14 protein-coding genes, 3 rRNA genes and 1 pseudogene are annotated in these 22,122 nt (G+C 67.1%); all 18 read left to right on the plus strand.

Annotated elements, in window-relative coordinates; all coding sequences use genetic code 11:
• The first annotated feature begins 167 nt into the window (after positions 1–167).
• The 18 genes and pseudogenes from AC1MBW_RS12690 to cmk all read left to right on the plus strand — a co-directional run bounded on the left by AC1MBW_RS12690 (position 168) and on the right by cmk (position 22,067).
• A 16S ribosomal RNA gene (locus tag AC1MBW_RS12690) occupies positions 168–1,687 on the plus strand.
• A gap of 470 nt (positions 1,688–2,157) precedes the next feature.
• A 23S ribosomal RNA gene (locus AC1MBW_RS12695) occupies positions 2,158–5,280 on the plus strand.
• 162 nt (positions 5,281–5,442) lie between these two features.
• Positions 5,443–5,559 (plus strand): 5S ribosomal RNA (rrf, locus tag AC1MBW_RS12700).
• Together the 16S, 23S and 5S rRNA genes form the textbook arrangement of a ribosomal RNA operon.
• 671 nt (positions 5,560–6,230) lie before the next feature.
• Entirely contained in the window at positions 6,231–7,163 is a 933-nt protein-coding gene (locus AC1MBW_RS12705) for a hypothetical protein (RefSeq protein WP_480024689.1), read from the plus strand.
• Positions 7,156–8,160 (plus strand): HAD-IIA family hydrolase, encoded by a 1,005-nt coding sequence (locus AC1MBW_RS12710; protein WP_480024690.1) that lies wholly within the window; start codon positions 7,156–7,158, stop codon positions 8,158–8,160. Before AC1MBW_RS12705 ends, AC1MBW_RS12710 begins: the two co-directional genes overlap by 8 nt.
• Positions 8,161–8,208: 48 nt before the next feature.
• Complete coding sequence (locus AC1MBW_RS12715; RefSeq protein WP_480024691.1) at positions 8,209–8,427, plus strand: hypothetical protein; 219 nt, start codon at positions 8,209–8,211, stop codon at positions 8,425–8,427.
• Positions 8,424–9,239, plus strand: coding sequence for a TlyA family RNA methyltransferase (locus AC1MBW_RS12720; RefSeq protein WP_480024692.1), 816 nt, complete (start codon positions 8,424–8,426; stop codon positions 9,237–9,239). The genes AC1MBW_RS12715 and AC1MBW_RS12720 overlap by 4 nt, the downstream gene beginning before the upstream one ends.
• A 5-nt stretch (positions 9,240–9,244) precedes the next feature.
• Positions 9,245–10,228 carry an NAD kinase gene (locus tag AC1MBW_RS12725; protein ID WP_480026114.1) on the plus strand — a complete coding sequence of 328 codons (984 nt, stop codon included), beginning with the start codon at positions 9,245–9,247 and terminating at the stop codon, positions 10,226–10,228.
• Positions 10,225–11,946, plus strand: coding sequence for a DNA repair protein RecN (gene recN / locus AC1MBW_RS12730; RefSeq protein ID WP_480024693.1), 1,722 nt, complete (start codon positions 10,225–10,227; stop codon positions 11,944–11,946). Before AC1MBW_RS12725 ends, recN begins: the two co-directional genes overlap by 4 nt.
• A gap of 51 nt (positions 11,947–11,997) precedes the next feature.
• Entirely contained in the window at positions 11,998–13,707 is a 1,710-nt protein-coding gene (locus AC1MBW_RS12735) for a CTP synthase (RefSeq protein WP_480026115.1), read from the plus strand.
• A complete protein-coding gene (locus AC1MBW_RS12740; RefSeq protein ID WP_480024694.1) occupies positions 13,704–14,315 on the plus strand; it encodes an NUDIX domain-containing protein in 612 nt (203 codons plus the stop codon). The genes AC1MBW_RS12735 and AC1MBW_RS12740 overlap by 4 nt, the downstream gene beginning before the upstream one ends.
• 49 nt (positions 14,316–14,364) lie before the next feature.
• Positions 14,365–15,279: a site-specific tyrosine recombinase XerD gene (gene xerD / locus AC1MBW_RS12745; protein ID WP_480024695.1), complete on the plus strand. Its 915-nt coding sequence runs from the start codon at positions 14,365–14,367 to the stop codon at positions 15,277–15,279.
• Positions 15,280–15,463: 184 nt separating this feature from the next.
• The gene (locus AC1MBW_RS12750) at positions 15,464–16,363 is read left to right on the plus strand and encodes a ParA family protein (RefSeq protein WP_056044876.1); all 900 of its coding nucleotides are present in this window, start codon (positions 15,464–15,466) and stop codon (positions 16,361–16,363) included.
• The gene (locus AC1MBW_RS12755) at positions 16,347–17,201 is read left to right on the plus strand and encodes a segregation and condensation protein A (RefSeq protein WP_054147507.1); all 855 of its coding nucleotides are present in this window, start codon (positions 16,347–16,349) and stop codon (positions 17,199–17,201) included. Before AC1MBW_RS12750 ends, AC1MBW_RS12755 begins: the two co-directional genes overlap by 17 nt.
• Positions 17,191–17,829 (plus strand): SMC-Scp complex subunit ScpB, encoded by a 639-nt coding sequence (scpB, locus tag AC1MBW_RS12760; protein WP_054147508.1) that lies wholly within the window; start codon positions 17,191–17,193, stop codon positions 17,827–17,829. The genes AC1MBW_RS12755 and scpB overlap by 11 nt, the downstream gene beginning before the upstream one ends.
• Positions 17,819–18,616: pseudogene (locus AC1MBW_RS12765) on the plus strand (pseudouridine synthase); the annotation flags it as partial. The gene scpB and the pseudogene AC1MBW_RS12765, both read left to right, overlap by 11 nt.
• Positions 18,617–20,142: 1,526 nt before the next feature.
• On the plus strand, positions 20,143–21,255 hold the full coding sequence (locus AC1MBW_RS12770) for a prephenate dehydrogenase (RefSeq protein WP_480026116.1): 1,113 nt from the start codon (positions 20,143–20,145) through the stop codon (positions 21,253–21,255).
• On the plus strand, positions 21,252–22,067 hold the full coding sequence (gene cmk, locus AC1MBW_RS12775) for a (d)CMP kinase (protein ID WP_480024696.1): 816 nt from the start codon (positions 21,252–21,254) through the stop codon (positions 22,065–22,067). Before AC1MBW_RS12770 ends, cmk begins: the two co-directional genes overlap by 4 nt.
• The last annotated feature ends 55 nt before the right edge of the window (positions 22,068–22,122 follow it).

The following is a 22,122-nucleotide window of genomic DNA, read 5'->3' on the forward strand; positions in this document are numbered from 1 at the left end:
GCCAAATTATACCCTGGCATTGCTTGTGGCCTCATCTTTGGTGGGGTTGTGAGTGGTGTTTAGGTTTCTTTGAGATTGATGGACAACAACAATCGTCAGATTGTTTTGTTCTTTAGTCAGCATCAAATTCAGCAGTCATGGCCTATTCCGGTTGTGCTGTTTTTTCTTTTACGGAGAGTTTGATCCTGGCTCAGGACGAACGCTGGCGGCGTGCTTAACACATGCAAGTCGAACGATGAACTGGAGCTTGCTCCAGGGATTAGTGGCGAACGGGTGAGTAACACGTGAGTAACCTGCCCTTGACTCTGGGATAAGCGCTAGAAATGGCGTCTAATACCGGATACGAGCTTCAGCCGCATGGCTAGGAGTTGGAAAGAATTTTGGTCAAGGATGGACTCGCGGCCTATCAGCTAGTTGGTGAGGTAATGGCTCACCAAGGCGACGACGGGTAGCCGGCCTGAGAGGGTGACCGGCCACACTGGGACTGAGACACGGCCCAGACTCCTACGGGAGGCAGCAGTGGGGAATATTGCACAATGGGCGAAAGCCTGATGCAGCAACGCCGCGTGAGGGATGACGGCCTTCGGGTTGTAAACCTCTTTTAGTAGGGAAGAAGCGAAAGTGACGGTACCTGCAGAAAAAGCACCGGCTAACTACGTGCCAGCAGCCGCGGTAATACGTAGGGTGCAAGCGTTGTCCGGAATTATTGGGCGTAAAGAGCTCGTAGGCGGTTTGTCGCGTCTGCTGTGAAATCTGGGGGCTCAACCCCCAGCCTGCAGTGGGTACGGGCAGACTAGAGTGCGGTAGGGGAGATTGGAATTCCTGGTGTAGCGGTGGAATGCGCAGATATCAGGAGGAACACCGATGGCGAAGGCAGATCTCTGGGCCGTAACTGACGCTGAGGAGCGAAAGCATGGGGAGCGAACAGGATTAGATACCCTGGTAGTCCATGCCGTAAACGTTGGGAACTAGATGTGGGGGCCATTCCACGGTCTCCGTGTCGCAGCTAACGCATTAAGTTCCCCGCCTGGGGAGTACGGCCGCAAGGCTAAAACTCAAAGGAATTGACGGGGGCCCGCACAAGCGGCGGAGCATGCGGATTAATTCGATGCAACGCGAAGAACCTTACCAAGGCTTGACATATACCGGAAACGTCCAGAGATGGTCGCCCCGCAAGGTCGGTATACAGGTGGTGCATGGTTGTCGTCAGCTCGTGTCGTGAGATGTTGGGTTAAGTCCCGCAACGAGCGCAACCCTCGTTCTATGTTGCCAGCACGTTATGGTGGGAACTCATAGGAGACTGCCGGGGTCAACTCGGAGGAAGGTGGGGATGACGTCAAATCATCATGCCCCTTATGTCTTGGGCTTCACGCATGCTACAATGGCCGGTACAAAGGGCTGCGATACCGTAAGGTGGAGCGAATCCCAAAAAGCCGGTCTCAGTTCGGATTGAGGTCTGCAACTCGACCTCATGAAGTCGGAGTCGCTAGTAATCGCAGATCAGCAACGCTGCGGTGAATACGTTCCCGGGCCTTGTACACACCGCCCGTCAAGTCATGAAAGTCGGTAACACCCGAAGCCAGTGGCCTAACCCTTGTGGATGGAGCTGTCGAAGGTGGGATCGGTGATTAGGACTAAGTCGTAACAAGGTAGCCGTACCGGAAGGTGCGGCTGGATCACCTCCTTTCTAAGGAGCATGTACTCGCCCCGCGGTATACACGGGGGTCAACGGGTCAAGTCGGTTTCGAAGCGAATGTCTTCGGCCGGCGCTCATGGGTGGAACATTGACAATGGCTCTTCACGAAGAGCATCAGCGCTAGTACGGCACCTTTTGGGTGTCTGGAAGGTGAGGGTGTTCTGGGGTGGGGGGCTTGCACGCTGTTGGGTCCTGAGGGACCAAACATCCACGCTTTGGTGTGGTTGTTTTTCCTCTGGGCCATGAAGGTTCTGCATCACTTGCAGGGTGTTCATGGTGCCGCCCGTATTTTGAGAACTACACAGTGGACGCGAGCATCTTAGTCGCAAGCAGGGCTGGCCTTCGGGTTGGTTGTTGTTTGTGATACTAAGTGCAATTTCTTAGACCAATCCGCCCTTTGGGGTGTGGTTGGCGAATGAGATAACACTGAGCTGTCAGTCTTTGGCTGGCAGCAACTTTGTGGTCAAGTTTCTAAGAGCAAACGGTGGATGCCTTGGCATCTGGAGCCGAAGAAGGACGTAGAAATCTGCGATAAGCCTCGGGGAGCTGATAATCGAGCCCTGATCCGAGGATTTCCGAATGGGGAAACCCCGCCAGGCGTTATGTCTGGTGACTCCCGCCTGAATATATAGGGCGGGTAGAGGGAACGTGGGGAAGTGAAACATCTCAGTACCCACAGGAAGAGAAAACAACAGTGATTCCGTCAGTAGTGGCGAGCGAAATCGGAAGAGGCTAAACCGGTCATGTGTGATAGACGGCGGTCGTTGCATGGTCGGGGTTGTGGGACCCGTTGTCCTGTTCTGCCGGACAGGGACAGTTACAGCGCAGTATAGGCGAACAGCTTTGAATGGCTGGTCATAGAGGGTGCGAACCCCGTAGCCGAAATGCTGGCGCTGGCTGAATGGGGATCCCAAGTAGCTCGGGGCCCGAGAAATCCCGTGTGAATCTGTCAGGACCACCTGATAAGCCTAAATACTCCCAGATGACCGATAGCGGACAAGTACCGTGAGGGAAAGGTGAAAAGTACCCCGGGAGGGGAGTGAAATAGTACCTGAAACCGTTTGCTTACAAACCGTTGGAGCCTCCTTGTAGGGGTGACAGCGTGCCTTTTGAAGAATGAGCCTGCGAGTTAGCGATATGTGGCGAGGTTAACCCGTGTGGGGTAGCCGTAGCGAAAGCGAGTCTTAATAGGGCGATCCAGTCGCATGTCCTAGACCCGAAGCGAAGTGATCTATCCATGGCCAGGTTGAAGCGACGGTAAGACGTCGTGGAGGACCGAACCCACTTAGGTTGAAAACTGAGGGGATGAGCTGTGGATAGGGGTGAAAGGCCAATCAAACTTCGTGATAGCTGGTTCTCTCCGAAATGCATTTAGGTGCAGCGTTGCGTGTTTCTTGCCGGAGGTAGAGCTACTGGATGGCCGATGGGGCCCAAAAGCTTACTGACGTCAGCCAAACTCCGAATGCCGGTAAGTGAGAGCGCAGCAGTGAGACGGTGGGGGATAAGCTTCATCGTCGAGAGGGAAACAACCCAGACTACCAACTAAGGTCCCTAAGCGTGTGCTAAGTGGGAAAGGATGTGGAGTTGCATAGACAACCAGGAGGTTGGCTTAGAAGCAGCCACCCTTGAAAGAGTGCGTAATAGCTCACTGGTCAAGTGATTCCGCGCCGACAATGTAACGGGGCTCAAGCACACCACCGAAGTTGTAGATTTCGTATTATAGACAAGCCTTCGTGGTTCAGTCGTACGGAGTGGTAGGAGAGCGTCGTGTGGCCAGTGAAGCGGCGGTGTAAACCAGCCGTGGAGGCCACACGAGTGAGAATGCAGGCATGAGTAGCGAAAGACGGGTGAGAAACCCGTCCTCCGAAAGACCAAGGGTTCCAGGGCCAGGTTAATCCGCCCTGGGTAAGTCGGGACCTAAGGCGAGGCCGACAGGCGTAGTCGATGGACAACGGGTTGATATTCCCGTACCGGCGAAGAACCGCCCAAGCTAATCCAGTGGTGCTAAGAGTCCTAACCCGGCTGAGTGGATCCCTTCGGGGTGATGCCGGCCGGTCTAACGCTCGACCCCATGCTGGTGCGGTTAACGTATTAACAGGTGTGACGCAGGAAGGTAGCTGAGCCAGGCGATGGTATCCGTAAGGTGAACCTGGTGTAAGGATGTAGGGCTGACGATAGGCAAATCCGTCGTCAATGCGCCTGAGATCCGATGCGTACCCCGATTGGGGGAAATCAGTGATCCTATGCTGCCGAGAAAAGCATCGACGTGAGGTTCAAGCCGCCCGTACCCCAAACCGACTCAGGTGGTCAGGTAGAGAATACCAAGGAGATCGAGAGAATCGTGGTTAAGGAACTCGGCAAAATGCCCCCGTAACTTCGGGAGAAGGGGGGCCGGAACCGTGATGGGATTTACTCCCGGAGCGGGAAAGGCCGCAGAGACCAGTGGGAAGCGACTGTTTACTAAAAACACAGGTCCGTGCCAAGTCGCAAGACGATGTATACGGACTGACGCCTGCCCGGTGCTGGAAGGTTAAGAGGAACGGTTAGCGCAAGCGAAGCTGAGAATTTAAGCCCCAGTAAACGGCGGTGGTAACTATAACCATCCTAAGGTAGCGAAATTCCTTGTCGGGTAAGTTCCGACCTGCACGAATGGCGTAACGACTTCCCAGCTGTCTCAACCGCGAACTCGGCGAAATTGCACTACGAGTAAAGATGCTCGTTACGCGCAGCAGGACGGAAAGACCCCGTGACCTTTACTACAGCTTGGTATTGGTGTTCGGAGTGGCTTGTGTAGGATAGGTGGGAGACTGTGAAGCTTGGACGCTAGTTCAGGTGGAGTCATTGTTGAAATACCACTCTGGTCACTTTGGATATCTAACTACGAACCGTGATCCGGTTCTGGGACAGTGCCTGGTGGGTAGTTTAACTGGGGCGGTTGCCTCCCAAAAAGTAACGGAGGCGCCCAAAGGTTCCCTCAACCTGGTTGGCAATCAGGTGTCGAGTGTAAGTGCACAAGGGAGCTTGACTGTGAGACTGACAAGTCGAGCAGGGACGAAAGTCGGGACTAGTGATCCGGCAGTGGCTTGTGGAAGCGCTGTCGCTCAACGGATAAAAGGTACCTCGGGGATAACAGGCTGATCTTGCCCAAGAGTCCATATCGACGGCATGGTTTGGCACCTCGATGTCGGCTCGTCGCATCCTGGGGCTGGAGTAGGTCCCAAGGGTTGGGCTGTTCGCCCATTAAAGCGGTACGCGAGCTGGGTTTAGAACGTCGTGAGACAGTTCGGTCCCTATCCGCTGCGCGCGTAGGAAATTTGAGAAGATCTATCCCTAGTACGAGAGGACCGGGATGGACGAACCTCTGGTGTGTCAGTTGTCCTGCCAAGGGCACCGCTGATTAGCTACGTTCGGAACGGATAACCGCTGAAAGCATCTAAGCGGGAAGCCGGCTTCGAGATGAGATTTCCATACCCTTCGGGGTGAGAGGCTCCCAGCTAGACTACTGGGTTGATAGGCCGGATGTGGAAGTGGGGACTAACGACCCATGGAGCTGACCGGTACTAATAAGCCGATAACTTGACAACACTCCCTCCCTGTAGAGGTGGGGGAAAGCTGCTTGCGTCCACTATGTGGTTCCCGAAATACGGTCGGGAACATAATTGAACAGACAAGTCGCCACATCTATCACGGATGCGGTGCATGGTCTGAGACAGACTTCACCACCAGTAATGGTGTGTGGTAAATGTTTCGGCGGCCATAGCGAGAGGGAAACGCCCGGTCACATTCCGAACCCGGAAGCTAAGACTCTCAGCGCCGATGGTACTGCAAGGGGGACCTTGTGGGAGAGTAGGACACCGCCGGACTCCTTTTAGAAACACCAGAAGAGCCGCCCCAGATGGGGCGGCTTTTCTGCGTTACGGGACGATCGTCGAGTACTCGCACCGCGCCTCCTGCGCTTGCGGTCACTTTGGTAGAGTCGTCCCTTCACAACTCGACAGCTGGCAGAGAACAACAGAGGAGCACTTCGGTGACTGATCGCGACGACGACGACCGCAAGGACGGCCCGCGCCGCCCCTCCTCGGGCTCTGGCAGCGGTGGGCCTCACCGCGGTGGTGGAAGTGGCCGCCCGTCTTCCGGTGATCGAGGGCGTCCTCCAGGGGATCGTCCTACCGGTGGTCGCCCTCAGCAGGGTGGCCGTCCGGCCGAGGGCCGTCCGTCGGGCGGACGACCGACCGGAGGGCGCCCGTCGAACGACCGCCCCCAGCGCGGGGAACGCCCGTCATCGGGTGAACGCCCCCAGCGTGGGGACCGTCCCTCTTACGGTGACCGCCCCCAGCGCGGGGATCGTCCGTCTTACGGCGACAGGCCTCAGCGCGGTGGTCGCCCCGGCGGCGATGATCGTCGCGGAGCGGGCCCTCGTGCCGGCTCGACCGGGCGTGGTGATCGCCGGGAGGCCTGGAAGCCTCGTGAGACCCCGGAGGACCGCGATCCGTTCGGCATCAAGTCGGTCCGTCCGGCGCAAGAGGTCGCGCACGTGCCCGACGACGTCGAGCCCCGTGACCTCGACAAGGTGGCGCGGGGTGAACTGAAGACGCTCAGCAAGGAGAACGCGGACTGGGTCGCCAAGCACTTGGTCATGGCCGGTCGACTGATCGACGAGGATCCGGAGGAAGCCCACAAGCACGCCCTGTCGGCAGGTCGTCGCGCCGGGCGCATCTCGGTCGTCCGCGAGACGATCGCCATCACCGCCTACCAGGTGGGGGACTACGCACTGACGTTGCGGGAGCTTCGCACCTACCGTCGCATCTCGGGCCGCGACGACCAGTTGCCCCTGATGGTCGACAGTGAACGCGGTCTCGGACGCCCTGAGCGGGCACTCGAGCTCGGGCGGTCCGTCGACGTGTCGACCCTCGACGCGCAGGTGCGCGTCTCGCTGGCCATCGCGATGTCGGGTGCGCGACTGGACCTCGGCCAACCCCAGGCGGCCCTGGGTGAGCTCGAGATCCCCCAGCTGGACCGCACGAAGGCTTTCAGCTACAGCCCCGCCCTCTTCGCGGCGTACGGCACGGTCCTGGAAGATCTCGGCCGTCCCGACGAGGGGGAGAAATGGCTCGAACTCGCCGACCGCGCCGAGGACGCACTCGCGGCCCTCGAGAGTGGTGGCGCCGACGGTGAGACCGTGGAGATCGTCGAGGAGGACGTCGACGTCGTCGACGACCTGCCCGTCACGCTCGACGAATCCGACGACGCGTCAGATGCAGCCGACGCGTCCGATGAAGCCGACGTGGACGAGGACGTGGACGCGGGGGCCCCCGGCGGCGACGCCGTCGTCGCGGTCGACCCCGAGACCGAGCCCGACGACGGGTCGGAAGAGAAGCACGACGAGGAGCACGGACAGCACGATGAGACTGCCGATCCCGACACGACTCCGCCGGTCACGGACGACCTCGACGACCACCGTGGCTGATGCCGCGACGCCGCTCGACGGCGTCGACACCGTCCTCGCCGATCTCGACGGGGTGGTGTACCGGGGGCGACACGCCATCGACCACGCGGTCGACAGCTTGACGGACGTGGCTCGCACCCGTCGCGTCGGGTACATCACGAACAACGCGTCCCGGACGGCCGAGACGGTGGCCGGTCAATTGGCCGGCTACGGGCTCGAGGTGGGTGCCGACGACGTGGTGACGTCCCCGCAGGCCGCGGTGCGCCTCCTCGTCGATGCCGTGCCCGCCGGCTCGACGGTCCTGGTGGTCGGCGGAGAGGGGTTGACGTCGGTGCTCGAGGCGGAGGGGTTCGTCGTGACCCGCTCGGCAGACGACGCCCCCGCCGCGGTCGTCCAGGGCTTCAGCCCCGACGTCGGGTGGGCGCAGCTCGCCGAGGCCTCCTTCGCGCTGCACACGGGCATCCCGTGGATCGCGACGAACACGGACTGGACGATCCCGCAAGAGCGAGGTGTCGCACCGGGCAACGGCACGCTCGTGTCCGCGGTGCACACGGCCGTCGGGCGCCTGCCCGTGACCGCCGGCAAGCCCGAGACCCCGATCTTCACCGCCGCCGTCGAGCGGTTCGGGGCGACGAAGGCCGCGTTCATCGGCGACCGGCTCGACACCGACATCGTGGGTGCGAACGCGGCGGGGCTCGTCTCGATCCTCGTGCTGACCGGCATCGACGGTGCGAAGCAGGTGCTCGCCGCCGACACCAAGTCGCGGCCCGACTTCATCGTCGGCGACCTCCGCGAGCTGGACCAGCCGTATCCCGAGACCGTCGAGCACGACGAAGAGGACGTGCACGTCGTCACCGTCCGCGGTGCGAGCGTCGCCGTCCGCGGTCACGTCGTGCGCGTGTTGTCCGAGGGGGACGACCCCGTCGACCTGCTGCGCGCCGGGGCCACCGCCGTGTGGGGGACCGGCAAGGCGATCTACGGGCTCGACGTCGACCCCAAGCTGCACGCCGACGGCTGATCGCGCCCGCCCCGACCGTCAGGGTCGGCGGCTAGTCTGGACGGCACCATGAGCGACCATCCCGACGCCACCGTCCGCGGCGACACCGACCTCGACGTCGCCGATGCCGCAGACCGTCAGGAGGCGCGGGTCGCGTCCGCCACCCGCTTGGCCGACATCGAGTCCCAGCCCTTGGCTTCCCGGGCCCAGGCCTTCGGAGAGGTCCACGACGAACTCCGAGCGGTGCTCGAGGGAACGACGGACGACATCGGTCAGGGCGGTCGGTGACGGCCTCCGAGGCGCCGGGGGACCGACTCGACTCGGTGCTCGCCCGGCGCGGTCTCGCCCGGTCACGTACGCATGCCGCCCGGTTGCTGTCGGACGGGCTGGTGACGGTCAACGGAGTCGGGGTCGTGAAGGCCTCTGCCCGGGTGGCCGAGTCGGACGAGGTCGCCGTCGCCGGGCTCGATCACTACGTGAGTCGCGCGGCCCACAAGCTGCTGGGCGCCCTCGACGCGTTCGGTGTCGACCCGACGGGCCGCACGGCCCTCGACGTCGGCGCGTCAACGGGCGGGTTCACTCAGGTCCTCCTCGAGCGCGGTGCCGACCACGTCGTCGCCCTCGACGTCGGCCACGGTCAGCTGGCCAACCCGGTGCGCTTCGACCCGCGGGTCACGATCGTCGAGGGCGAGAACGCGAGATACCTGACGGCCGAGCGGTTCGCGGCGTTGACGCCCCGCGCCTCCTCGGTGTCGCTCGTCGTGGCCGACGTGTCCTTCATCTCGCTGACGATGGTGCTGCCCGCGCTCGTGGCGAGCGTGGGTGTGGACAACGACTTCGTCCTGCTGATCAAGCCGCAGTTCGAGGTGGGTCGGCAGGGGGTCCGCGAAGGCCTCGTGCTCGACCCCGTGTTGCGGAACGAGGCCGTCACGGCCGTGTTGTGGGCCGCCCACGACCTGGGGCTCGGCACGGCCGGGCTCATCTCGTCCCCGATCGTCGGTGGCTCGGGCAACCGCGAGTACTGTGTGCACTTCTCGGCCTCGGCCGGGACGAATCCGACAGAATGGCTCAGCACGGCCGACAGCTTGACGAGAGGGTGAACGACATCTCTTCGACACGACACATCCTGGTCGTCTCGCACACGGGGCGCCCCGACTCGATCGACGCCGCCCTCGAGGTCTGCGGGCTGCTGGGCGACGCCGGCGTGGTTCCCGTGCTGCCCCGTGACGAGTGGGACGACATCCGTCGGGCCCAGCCCACGGCCGCCATCGACGACGTCGAGATCCTGTTCGACGGCGTGGCCTGCGACGACCTCGAATGCGTCATCGTGCTCGGCGGTGACGGCACGATCCTGCGTGCCGCCGAATTGATCCGCGGCACCCGGGCGCCCATCGTCGGCGTCAACCTCGGGCACGTCGGGTTCCTGGCCGAGAGCGAGCGCGACGAGATGGCCGACACCGTCGCTCGCGTGCTCGCCGCCGACTACGAGGTCGAAGAGCGTTTCGCGCTCGACGTCAAGGTCACCAACGGTGACGAGGTCGTCTACGAGACCTGGGCCATGAACGAGGCGACGGTCGAGAAGGCCTCGCGCGAACGCATGCTCGAGGTCGTCATCGAGGTCGACGGTCGGCCCCTGTCGTCGTTCGGCTGCGACGGCGTGGTCATGTCGACGCCGACCGGCTCGACGGCCTACTCGTTCTCGGCCGGCGGGCCGGTGGTGTGGCCCGCCGTGCAGGCGCTCCTGCTCGTGCCGCTCAGCGCCCACGCCCTCTTCGCCCGCCCGCTCGTCGTCGGGCCCGACTCGGTGCTCGCCGTCGAGGTGCTGAGCCGCACCGACGCCCGCGGCATCCTGTGGTGCGACGGTCGTCGCGAGCACGACCTGCCCCCGGGGGCCCGGGTCGAGTGCAGCCGCTCCGACCAGCCCGTGAGACTCGCCCGCCTGCGGACGGGCCCGTTCACCGACCGTCTCGTGGCCAAGTTCCAGCTGCCGGTCACCGGCTGGCGCGGTCCGGCCCCCGTCGAGGACGCCCCCGCCGAGTCGGGCACCTCGACGTCGCCGACCGTCGCAGCACCCGAGGGCGACCGATGATCGAAGAGATCTCGATCCGCGACCTCGGTGTGATCGGTCGTGCCACGCTGCCTCTCGGTCCCGGCTTCACGGCCGTCACGGGCGAGACCGGTGCGGGCAAGACCATGGTCGTGTCGGCGCTCGGCCTGCTGCTCGGCCAGCGTGCCGAGAGCGGGGTCGTCCGCTCGGGCAGCCCCCAGGCCGTGGTGGACGGCCGCTGGCTGGTCCCTGCCGAGGGGGCCATCGTCGAGCGGGTCCGTGACGCGGGCGGCGACGTCGACGACGGCGAACTCTTCCTCAGTCGTGTCGTCTCGGCCGAGGGGCGCAGTCGTGCGGTCGTCGGCGGGCGTACGGCTCCCATCGGCGTGCTCGGTGACCTCGCCGACCATCTCGTGGTGGTGCACGGCCAGTCCGAGCAGATCCGCCTCAAGTCCGCCGCGGCCCAGCGTGCGGCCGTCGACGCGCACGGCGGGGCCGCTCTGGCCCAGGCCGCCGCACACTACCGCGGGGCCTACGACGCCTGGCTGGCCGCCCGCGCCGAACTCGACGAGATCACCCGCGACCGCGACGCCCGGCGTGACGAGGCGGAGAGCCTCCGGGCCGCGATCGACGAGATCGAGGGGCTCGCTCCCGTGGCCGGCGAACTCGACGAACTCGACGCCACGGCCGAGCGGCTGAGCAACGCCGAAGACCTGCGGCTGGCGGCCGGGCTCGCCCACGAGGTGCTCTCGACCGACGCGGTCGACGGCACCCGCGACGTCGTCTCCCTCGTCGAAGAGGCCCGGCGTCAGATCGAACGCGTCGCGCCTCACGATCCGGCACTCGAGCCGATCGCCGACCTGCTGGCCGAGGTCAGCGTCCAGGTCGGTGAATCCGCCTCACGCCTGTCGAGCTACCTCGGCACCCTCGACGCCGACGTCGCCGTCGAACTCGAGTCCGTGCAGACGCGTCGCGCCGACCTGGCCGGGCTCGTCCGCAAGTACGGCCCCACCCTCGACGACGTCATCCGGCTGCTCGACGACGGCAGCCGACGCCTGGTCGAGCTCGACGGCGACGACGACCGACTCGCGCACCTCGACGACGACGTGGCCGAGCTGCGGGCCGAGGCCGAGCGGCGGGCGGGCGTCCTGGGCGAGCTGCGCCGCGCCTCCGGGGCCGACCTCTCGACGCGCGTCAGCGCCGAGTTGAGCGCCCTGGCCATGACCGGAGCCGAGATCGTCGTCGAGGTCTCACCGCGCGACGAGCTCGGGACGAGCGGCGGGGACGTCGTGTCGCTGCTGCTGAGGCCGCACCCCGGCAGCGAGCCCCGGCCGCTCGGCAGGGGCGCATCCGGCGGCGAGCTGTCCCGCGTGATGCTCGCGCTCGAGGTCGTCATGGCCGGATCGAGCGACGTGCCCACGTTCGTGTTCGACGAGGTCGACGCGGGCGTCGGCGGCTCGGCAGCGATCGAGATCGGTCGACGTCTGGCGGCGCTCGCCGAACGGGCGCAGGTCATCGTGGTGACGCACCTGGCCCAGGTCGCCGCGTTCGCCACGAACCACCTCCGCGTCGTGAAGGACGCTTCGGGCGAGGTGACCGCCAGCAGCGTGCACCAGCTCGACGGCGACGAGCGGGTCGCCGAGATGGCTCGTCTCCTCTCGGGGTTGCCCGACAGCTCCAGTGGCCTCGAACACGCTCGCGAGCTCCTCGAGCTCGCCTCGTCGGCCCGACGACCGGCCACGGCCGACACACGTTCGTAACAAGCGTGGTCTGTCGGAACGGCTCGGTGTGACATAGGATGGAATCCCGTGGTGAACGTTGAGAACTCGGGTCCAGATGCCAGCACGACGAAGCACATCTTCGTCACCGGAGGCGTCGTCTCCTCCCTCGGAAAAGGCCTGACGGCCGCCAGCCTGGGCAATCTGCTCACGGCCCGCGGGCTGCGCGTGGTCATGCAGAAGCTCGATCCGTACCTGAACGTCGATCCGGGCACGATGAACCCGTTCCAGCACGGTGAGGTCTTCGTCACCGACGACGGTGCCGAGACCGACCTCGACATCGGGCACTACGAGCGCTTCCTCGACATCGACCTCGGTCAGTCGGCGAACGTCACGACCGGCCAGATCTACTCGACCGTCATCGCGAAAGAGCGACGCGGCGAGTACCTCGGTGACACCGTGCAGGTCATCCCGCACATCACCGACGAGATCAAGCGGCGCATGCGTCAGCAGGCCGACGACGATCCGAAGCCCGACGTGATCATCACCGAGGTGGGCGGCACGGTCGGCGACATCGAGAGCCAGCCGTTCATCGAGGCCGCCCGTCAGGTTCGCCACGAGCTCGGTCGCAAGAACGTGTTCTTCGTGCACGTCTCGCTCGTGCCCTACATGGGTGCGTCCGGCGAACAGAAGACCAAGCCGACGCAGCACAGCGTCGCCGCCCTGCGGTCGATCGGCATCCAGCCGGACGCCCTCGTGCTGCGCAGCGACCGCCCCGTCAGCGAGAGCAACAAGAAGAAGATCGCCCTGATGTGCGACGTCGACGAAGACGCGGTCGTCAACGCGAAGGACGTCGCGAGCATCTACGACATCCCGGCCATGCTGAACGACCAGGGGCTCGACGCGTACATCATCGACCACCTGGGTCTCGGCGAGAAGGCGGGCGAGGTCGACTGGTCGGGCTGGCAGCCCGTGCTGACGGCGGTGCACGAGCCGAAGCACGAGGTCACGATCGGCCTGGTCGGCAAGTACATCGACCTGCCCGACGCCTACCTCTCGGTCACCGAGGCGCTCAAGGCCGGCGGGTTCGCGCACCAGACCAAGGTGTCGCTGACCTGGATCCCCTCCGACGACTGCGAGACCCCCGAGGGGGCGGCCAAGGCGCTCCGCGGCGTCGACGGCATCTGCGTGCCCGGCGGCTTCGGCATCCGCGGCATCGAGGGCAAGCTCGGGGCGCTCCGCTACGCCCGCGAGAACGGCCTGCCGGCGCTCGGTCTCTGCCTGGGCCTGCAGTGCATGGTCATCGAGTACGCACGCAACGAGGCCGGCCTGACCGGCGCCTCCTCGTCCGAGTTCGACCCCGACACCGAGTACGCGGTCGTCGCGACCATGGCCGAGCAGGTCGACATCATCGCGGACGGCGACCTCGGCGGCACCATGCGTCTCGGCCTCTACCCGGCCGCCCTCACGCCGGGCTCGCTCGCCGCCGACCTGTACGGCTCCGAGCTGGTCTCCGAGCGTCACCGCCACCGCTACGAGGTCTCGAACCAGTACCGCCAGCAGATCGCCGACGCCGGCCTCCGCTTCTCGGGCACCTCGCCCGACGGCACGCTCGTCGAGTACGTCGAGCTCGACCGCGACGTCCACCCGTTCTACATCGGCACGCAAGCCCACCCCGAGCTGCGGTCGCGCCCCAACGACGCCCACCCGCTGTTCGCCGGGCTCGTCGCCGCATCCCTCGAGCGCCACGACGCGAGCAAGCTGTTCGCCGACGAGGCCGACGCCGCCGGGGTCGTCGCGTGACCGACGCCTCGGGTGCCAGCACGACCGCCGCGGGGGTGGGGGCCGCCGACGGCGGCCCGCTCGCCGACGAGCCGGCGTCGCCGACGGTCACGAAGACCGAGGTCGTCTTCGAAGGCGCCGTCTGGAACGTCAAGCGCGACACCGTCGACTACAACGGCTCGCCGATGGTGCGCGAGTACGTCGCGCACACCGGTGCCGTCGCCGTCCTGGCCGTCGACGACGAGCAGCGTGTCCTCGTCATCAAGCAGTACCGACACCCGATCCGCACCCGCGACTGGGAGCTGCCCGCGGGTCTGCTCGACGCCGAGGGTGAGAGCAAGCTCGACGCCGCCAAGCGCGAGCTCGCCGAAGAGGCGGACCTGCGGGCGACGACCTGGGACGAACTCGTCTCGTTCCACACCACGCCCGGCGGCAACGACGAGATGGTCACGGTCTACCGTGCCACCGGCGTCAGCGCGACGGAGGGGGCGTTCGAGCGCAGCGACGAAGAGGCCGACATCGAGAAGCGCTGGGTCTCACTCGACGAGATCGTCGACGGTGTGCTGGCCGGACGCTTGCACAACTCGATCCTCAGCATCGCGGCGCTCGCCGCGGTCGCGTCGCGCTGAGGCGCGCGTCGCCCCGTCGGTGCAGGGGCCCCGGCCGTAGCCTGGCCTGGTGACGATCGAGGAGGCGCTGGACCGGTACCTGAGACACGTCTCGGTCGAGCGCGGCCTCAGCCCGAACACGACCGCGGCGTACCGCCGTGACCTCGTCCTCTGGCGGGCTCACCTGGCGGAGGCCGGTCGTCTCACCCTGGACGAGGTCGAGCCCGGGGACGTCGCGACGTTCCCGGCGGCGCTGGCGACCCGCGCCGAGAAGCCGCTGGGCGCCTCCTCGGTGGCCAGGGTGCTGTCGTCGGTGCGGGGCTTCCACCGCTTCGCCCTCGAGGAGGGGCTGGTCGCGGTGGACGTGGCCGCCACCACCCGGCCTCCCAAGCTGCCGAGCCGCCTCCCGAAGGCCATCTCGATCGGCCAGGTCGAGGCGTTGCTCGCCGCCACCGACGGCGACGAGCCGACCCGACTGCGCGACAAGGCCCTGCTCGAGCTGCTCTACGCGACGGGTGCGCGGGTGAGCGAGGCCGTGTCGCTCAACGTCGACGACGTGATCGAGGGTGACGTCGTGCGTCTGTTCGGCAAGGGGAACAAGCAGCGCATCGTGCCGCTCGGCAGCTACGCGCGGCGGGCGCTGGACGCGTACCTCGTGCGTGCCCGACCGGTGTTCTCGCCGCGGGGAGAACCGACGCCCGCGTTGTTCCTCGGCACGCGCGGGGCCAGGGTGTCGCGGCAGAACGCGTGGCTCATCATCCAGGCGGCGGCCGAGCGGGCCCAGCTCGGACTCGAGGTGTCGCCGCACACGCTGCGGCACTCCTTCGCGACGCATCTGCTCGAGGGAGGGGCCGACGTCCGGGTCGTCCAGGAATTGCTCGGGCACTCGTCCGTGGCGACGACGCAGATCTACACGCTGGTGACGGCGGACGCGCTGCGGGACGTCTACTCGACGGCGCACCCGCGGGCACGATGGGCGTCGTGACCGGGCGACGACTCGGGCGACGACAAGGCGCCGACCGGGCCCGGACCCAGCGCCGACCCAGCGCCGACCGAGCGCTGACCCCGCGCTGACCAGGCAAAACCCTCAAGCAAGGCATGAGGCTTCCTGGTGACGGGCCGGGCGCGGCAGCCCGTGGGCGTCGGGGGTCGCCGGTACTCTCGTACCCGTGAGCACCAAGCCGACCTCGAGCACCCCCGCCCTCTTCGAGAGCGCTCCGGCGACCGTCCCCGCGAACGGCCCCACCGGGCGCCCGCGTACCGAGTTCCCGACTCCTGCGCCCCTGTCGAGCCACGGCCCGGCCCGCATCATCACCCTCTGCAACCAGAAGGGCGGCGTCGGCAAGACCACCACGACGATCAACCTCGGCGCCGCGTTCGCCGAGTACGGCCGCCGCGTGCTGGCCATCGACTTCGATCCGCAGGGCGCGCTGACCGCCGGCCTCGGCGTGCAGTCGCACGACCAGGCCACGATCTACGACCTCATGATCGGCGCGGTGAAGGACGCCCACGACGTCATCGTGCCCACGCGTGTCGACAACCTCGACGTCATGCCGGCCAACATCGACCTCTCCGCCGCCGAGGTCCACCTCGTCAACGAGGTCGCTCGCGAGCAGATCCTCGCGCGCATCCTGCGCCAGGTCAGCGACGAGTACGACGTCGTCCTGATCGACTGCCAGCCCTCGCTCGGCCTCCTGACCGTCAACGCCCTCACCGCGGCGCACGGCGTGCTGATCCCGCTCGAGTGCGAGTTCTTCGCGCTCCGCGGCGTCGCCCTGCTCGTCGAGACCATCGAGAAGGTGCGCGACCGGCTTAACCCCGCGATCACGCTCGACGGCATCCTGCCGACCATGTTCGACTCGCGCACCCTGCACAGCCGCGAGGTGCTCGAGCGCGTCGTCGAGGCGTTCGACGACCAGGTGCTCGAGACCGTCATCGGTCGCACCGTGAAGTTCCCCGACGCGTCGGTCGCCGGCACACCGATCACCAAGTTCGCCCCCGAGCACCCGGCGGCGCAGGCCTACCGCCAGCTGGCCCGAGAGCTGATCGCGCGTGGTGCCGCGGCCTGAGTCGGCGACCGCCGAGGTCGGCGCCGACGAGACCGCCCTCGCGGGTCCCGAGGTCTCACCCGGCTTCGAGGTGCGGCTCGAGAACTTCAGCGGGCCCTTCGACCTGTTGCTCTCGTTGATCACCAAGCGCGAGATGGACATCACCGAGGTCGCGCTCAGCGCCGTGACCGACGAGTTCCTGTCGTTCCTCCGCCGCATCGACACCGACGAGAACCTCGACCAGGCCAGCGAATTCATCGTCGTCGCGGCCACACTGCTCGACCTCAAGGTGGCGGGGCTGCTGCCGCAGGGCGAGCTCGTCGACGCCGAGGACGTGGCCCTGCTCGAGGCACGCGACCTGCTCTTCGCCCGGCTGCTGCAGTACCGGGCCTTCAAACAGGCCGCCGAATGGTTCGCGCAGCACGGTGCCGCCGAGGCCGAGCGCCACGCCCGCTCCGTGCGACTCGAGCAGAAGTACCGCGTCACGACCCCCGAGCTCGTCTGGACGCTCTCGCCCGACGACTTCGCCGCCCTCGCCACCCTGGCGCTGACGCCACGCGAGATCCCCACGGTCGGCCTCGACCACCTGCACGCCCCCCTGGTCAGCATCCGTGAGCAGGCGGCCGTCGTCGTGTCGTTGCTGCGTCGCGGGGCGGTCCTCACCTTCCGCGAACTCGTCGCCGGCATCGACGAGAAGGGCGTCGTCGTCGCCCGGTTCCTGGCCCTGCTCGAGCTGTACCGTCACGCGTCCATCTCGTTCGAGCAGGTCGAGCCGCTCGGCGAGCTCAGCGTCCGCTGGGTGGCCGAGACCTGGACCGAAGAGAACCTGGCGGCGCTGGGGGCCGACTATGAGGGCTGACGCGACCCGCGCCTCCTCGTCCCTCGAGACGCCCGAGGTCCAGGCCGAGGGGACCCAGAACCGTGAGGCCGATCCGACCACCGCGATCGCACGCCAGCTCGAGGCGCTGCTGATGGTCGCCGACGAGCCGCAACCGCTCGTCGACCTGGCGACCGCCGTCGGCGCGCCGGTCGCCGCGGTGCGGCAGGCGATCGCGGCGCTCGTGGCCGATTTCGACGGGGTCGACGGCACCGTCCGGCGTGGTTTCGAGCTGCGTGAGGTCGGTGGCGGCTGGCGATTCTACGTGCGTGACGAGCACGATCCGGTCGTGCGCGATTTCGTGCTGACGCAGAACCCGACGAAACTGTCCTCAGCGGCTCTCGAGACGCTGGCGGTCATCGCCTACAAGCAACCCATCACCCGCAGCAGCATCGCCCAGATCCGGGCGGTCAACGTCGACTCGGTCGTCCGTACGCTGCTGGGTCGCGGCCTGATCACGGAGTCGTCCACCGACCCCGAGACAGGCGCCATCAACTACGAAACGACAGGCCTCCTCTTGACCCATCTCGGCATCAACTCGCTCGATGAGCTCCCGCTCATCTCGCCCCTCCTCTCGGACGGCCAGGGGGGTTTCGACGATGTCGCGTAGTCAGCCCTCCTCCTCCGACGACTCCGAGTTGGCCTCGGGCGAGCGCCTGCAGAAGGTCATGGCGGCCGCGGGTGTGGCCTCGCGCCGCGTCAGCGAAGACATGATCGCCGCCGGTCGTGTGACGGTGAACGGCAAGATCGTCACCGAGCCCGGCCGTCGCATCGACCCGGCGAAAGACAAGATCGTCGTCGACGGCAGCGCCGTGCAGCTCGACGCCACGCGTCGCTACGTCATGCTCAACAAGCCGGTCGGCATCGTCAGCACCCTGAGCGACGAGAACGGTCGTCCCGACCTGCGCCAGTTCACCGAGCAGTACGAAGAGCGCCTGTTCAACGTCGGTCGCCTCGACGTCGAGACGAGCGGCCTGCTCGTCCTGACCAACGACGGCGAGCTCGCGCACGTGCTCGCGCACCCGTCGTTCGGTGTGACCAAGACCTACATCGCCAAGGTCAAGGGTGTCGTCACACCCTCGGTGCTCAACGAGCTCATGACCGGCGTCGAGCTCGACGACGGCCCGATCGCGGCCGACAAGGCGACGCTCGTCGCCGGTGGCGCGGGTCTCTCGCGCTCGTCCGACTCGTCGCTGATCGAGATCACGCTGCACTCGGGGCGCAACCGCATCGTCCGTCGCATGCTCGAGGCCGTCGGCCACCCGGTCATCGACCTCGTCCGCCGCTCGTTCGGCCCGCTGCACCTCGGCACGCTCAAGGTCGGCCACATGCGGTCGCTGACCAAGGTCGAGCTCGGCGCGATCCTCACGATCTCGCGCGACGCCACGGCGGACTCGTCCGTCGACGCCGCCCCGATCACCGAGAGCCCCGACGCCCCCGTCGACGAGGCCGACGTCGTCGAGCTGGCCCTCGCCGACGACGAGGTCGAGAAGGACTACTACGACGAGGACGACGAAGAGTACGACCCCGCCACCGACGCCCGTGCCGAGCGCCGCCGCGCGGCGGCCCGCGACCAGGCCGAGTCGACTTCGCGCCGTGCGCAGGTCCGCCGAGAGCAGGAGGTGCGGCGCGGCCAACGCGACGAGCGTCCGACCCGGGGCGGGTACCAGGGCAACCGGCACGACGGACGCTCCGGCGACGAGCGCCCGGTGCGCGGGTACCAGGGCAACAACGACGACGGCAGGGGACGCGAGGGGCGTCCGGCTCGCACCGGTTACCACGGGAGCGACGAACGTCCGGCACGTGGGGGTTACCAGGGTCGTGACGACCGTGGTGAGTCGCGCGGTGGGTACCGGGGTCGCAACGACGACGGTCGCAGGGAGTCGCGCGGTGGCTACCAGGGCCGCAACGACGACGGGCGGGGACGCGACGAGCGTCCGGCCCGTGGCGGCTACCAGGGTCGTGACGACCGGGGCGGATCGCGCCCCGGCTACCAGGGACGCAACGACGACGGCCGCGGACGCGACGATCGTGGTGGCTTCGTGTCGCGTGACGACCGGGGCTCGCGCGGCGGGTTCGTCTCGCGCGACGACCGTGCCCCGCGGGGTGGCGGCGACCGTCCGCTGAGCCCGGGTGAAGAGCGCGCGGCGGGCTACCCGAACCGCGACGCCAACCGAGACCCGCGCACCGGACGCCCCTCGGGCATCCGCGCCGGCGGCAAGGCGACCAACCGCGGGTGGGTCGACCGCGGTGCAGCAGAGCGTGGCGAGGACGAACGAGGCGGTCGCGACGACCGCCGTGCCGGTTCCGGCGGCTACCAGGGCGGCCGCGACGCGCGCGACGACCGTGGTGGTTCGCGCGGTGGGTACCAGGGCCGTGACGACCGTGGCGGTCGTGACGACCGCGGTGGGTACCAGGGCCGTGACGACCGTGGCGGTCGTGACGACCGCGGTGGTTCGCGCGGTGGGTACCAGGGCCGTGACGAGCGCGGCGGTCGTGACGACCGTGGTGCGTCGCGGGGCGGCTACCAGGGTCGTGAGCAGCGCGACGACCGTGGAGAGCGTGGCGACTCTCGCGGCGGCTACCAAGGTCGCGACGACCGAGGTGGCTCGCGTGGCGCCGGCTACCAGGGCCGTGACGATCGCTCCGGGCGCGACGGATCGCGCAGCGGCGGCTACCAGGGTCGTGAGCAGCGCGACGACCGCGGTGGTTCGCGGGGCGGGCCCGCCCGCGGCCCGCGCGACGACCGCGGTGGACGTGACGACCGTGGCGGACGTGACGACCGTGGCGGCGACCGTCCCTACCGTGGCCGACCCGACGCCGGGGGTCGTGGTCCTCGAGGGGGCGGCCGGTCGTGACCGACGCGCACCGCGCCTCCTCGTCCGACGACGCCGCCACGCCTCACGTGCCGGTCGCTGACGAGCTGACGGGCGACCCGTCGACCGCCGGCAGTCGCCGGCTGGCGGGCCAGGTGCGCATCGTCGGGTCGGGTCTGCTCGGTGCGAGCATCGGCCTGCGACTGCGTCAGCACGGGGTCGACGTGATCCTCGACGACGTGTCGCCGGCCGCGCGCAGCCTCGCCGTCGACTACGGCGCCGGGCGGGCACCTGCCGAAGGTGACGATCCCGTGCTCGTCGTCGTCGCCGTGCCGCCCGACGTGACCAGCGACATCGTCGCCCGCGAACTCGACGCCTGGCCCGAGGCGCTCGTCACCGACGTCGCGTCGGTCAAGGTCGCCCCGCTCGCCGAACTGCGGGCCCGTGGAGCCGACGTCTCGCGCTACATCGGCTCGCACCCCATGGCCGGGCGTGAACGCGGGGGAGCCGTCTCGGCTCGCGCCGACCTCTTCGTCGGCCGTCCTTGGGTCATCGCGGGGCACGACGACATCACGTACCGACGGGCGGCCGCGGTCGAAGACCTGGCGCTCGACCTCGGGGCGACGCCGATCGAGATGACGCCGGAAGAGCACGACGCCGGCGTGGCCCTCGTCAGCCACGCTCCGCAGGTCGTCGCCTCGCTGATGGCGACCCGCCTGCGTGATGCGTCCGACGCCTCGCTCGGCCTCGCCGGTCAGGGCGTCCGTGACGTCACGCGCATCGCGAGCAGCGACCCGGTGCTCTGGACGCAGATCCTCGGGGCGAACGCGTCGCGGGTCTCCGTCGTGCTGAGTGAGCTCCGTGCCGACCTCGACCGTGTCGTCGACGCCCTCGAGGCGCCCGACGCCCCGGGCAGTCGTCGTACCGTCGCCGAGAGCATCGGGGCCGGCAACACCGGCGTCGCCCGTCTGCCCGGCAAGCACGGGCAACAGACCCAGTTCAGCTCGGTGATCGTCATGGTCGACGACACCCCCGGGCAGCTGGGCCGCCTGCTCACCGAGATCGGTGAGATCGGCGTCAACCTGGAAGATCTGCGGCTCGAGCACTCGCCGGGCGCGCAGGTAGGACTCGCGGAGGTATCGATCGTGCCCGAACAAGAAGACCGACTCGTGACCGAGCTCGAAGCCCGGGGCTGGACCGTCGCGGGGGCGTTCGCATGAGCGCCGACCTGCGCGCCACCGGCCCCGACGGGTCCGCCGACGTCGACCCCGAGCGCTCGCCGGGGGAGCACGGCGTCGGCGGTCCCGCCGGCGAGGCCCACGTCGAAGAGTTGCGCGCCGAGACCGCCGAAGCCGTGCACCGCCACGTCGTGGTGGCTGTCGACGGACCGGCCGGGAGTGGCAAGTCCAGCGTCAGCCGCGCCTCCGCTGCTTCCCTCGGCTTCGACTACCAGGACACGGGGGCGGCCTACCGGGCTTTCGCCCTGCACGCCCTCGAGAGCGGCGTCGACCTCGACGACGCCGAGGCCGTCATCGCGGCCTTGCCGACGTTCCACTACGCGATCGCGATCGACCCGGCCCGCGCCTCCTCGGTGACCATCGGCGGTCGCGACGTGACGGGCGAGATCCGCACGCCGCGCGTGACGACCGCCGTCAGCCACGTGGCCAAGGTGCCCGAGGTCCGCCGGTTCATGGTCGACCTCTTCCGCCGCATCATCGCGTCGACCGACAAGCCGGGCATCGTCACCGAGGGGCGCGACATCACGACCGTCGTCGCACCGGATGCCCAGGTCAGAATCCTGTTGACCGCCAGCGAAGCCGCTAGAATGGCCAGGCGTTCGGCCGAGGTGACCGGGCAGAGTGCCGAAGAGACAGCTCGGCAGCTCTCGACCCGTGACCGGCTCGACAGCAAGGTCGTCGACTTCATGACCGCCGCACCCGGCGTGTCCACCGTCGACTCCACCCAACTCGACTTCGACCAGACCGTGCAGGCCGTGGTCGAGCTCGTGCGAGCGAGCACCCCCATTTCTTAAGGAAGTCCCCATGGCAGACGACGACAAGTACCCCGAGCTCGACGAGCAGATGGTC

Source organism: Frigoribacterium sp. AP1 (assembly GCF_056680555.1).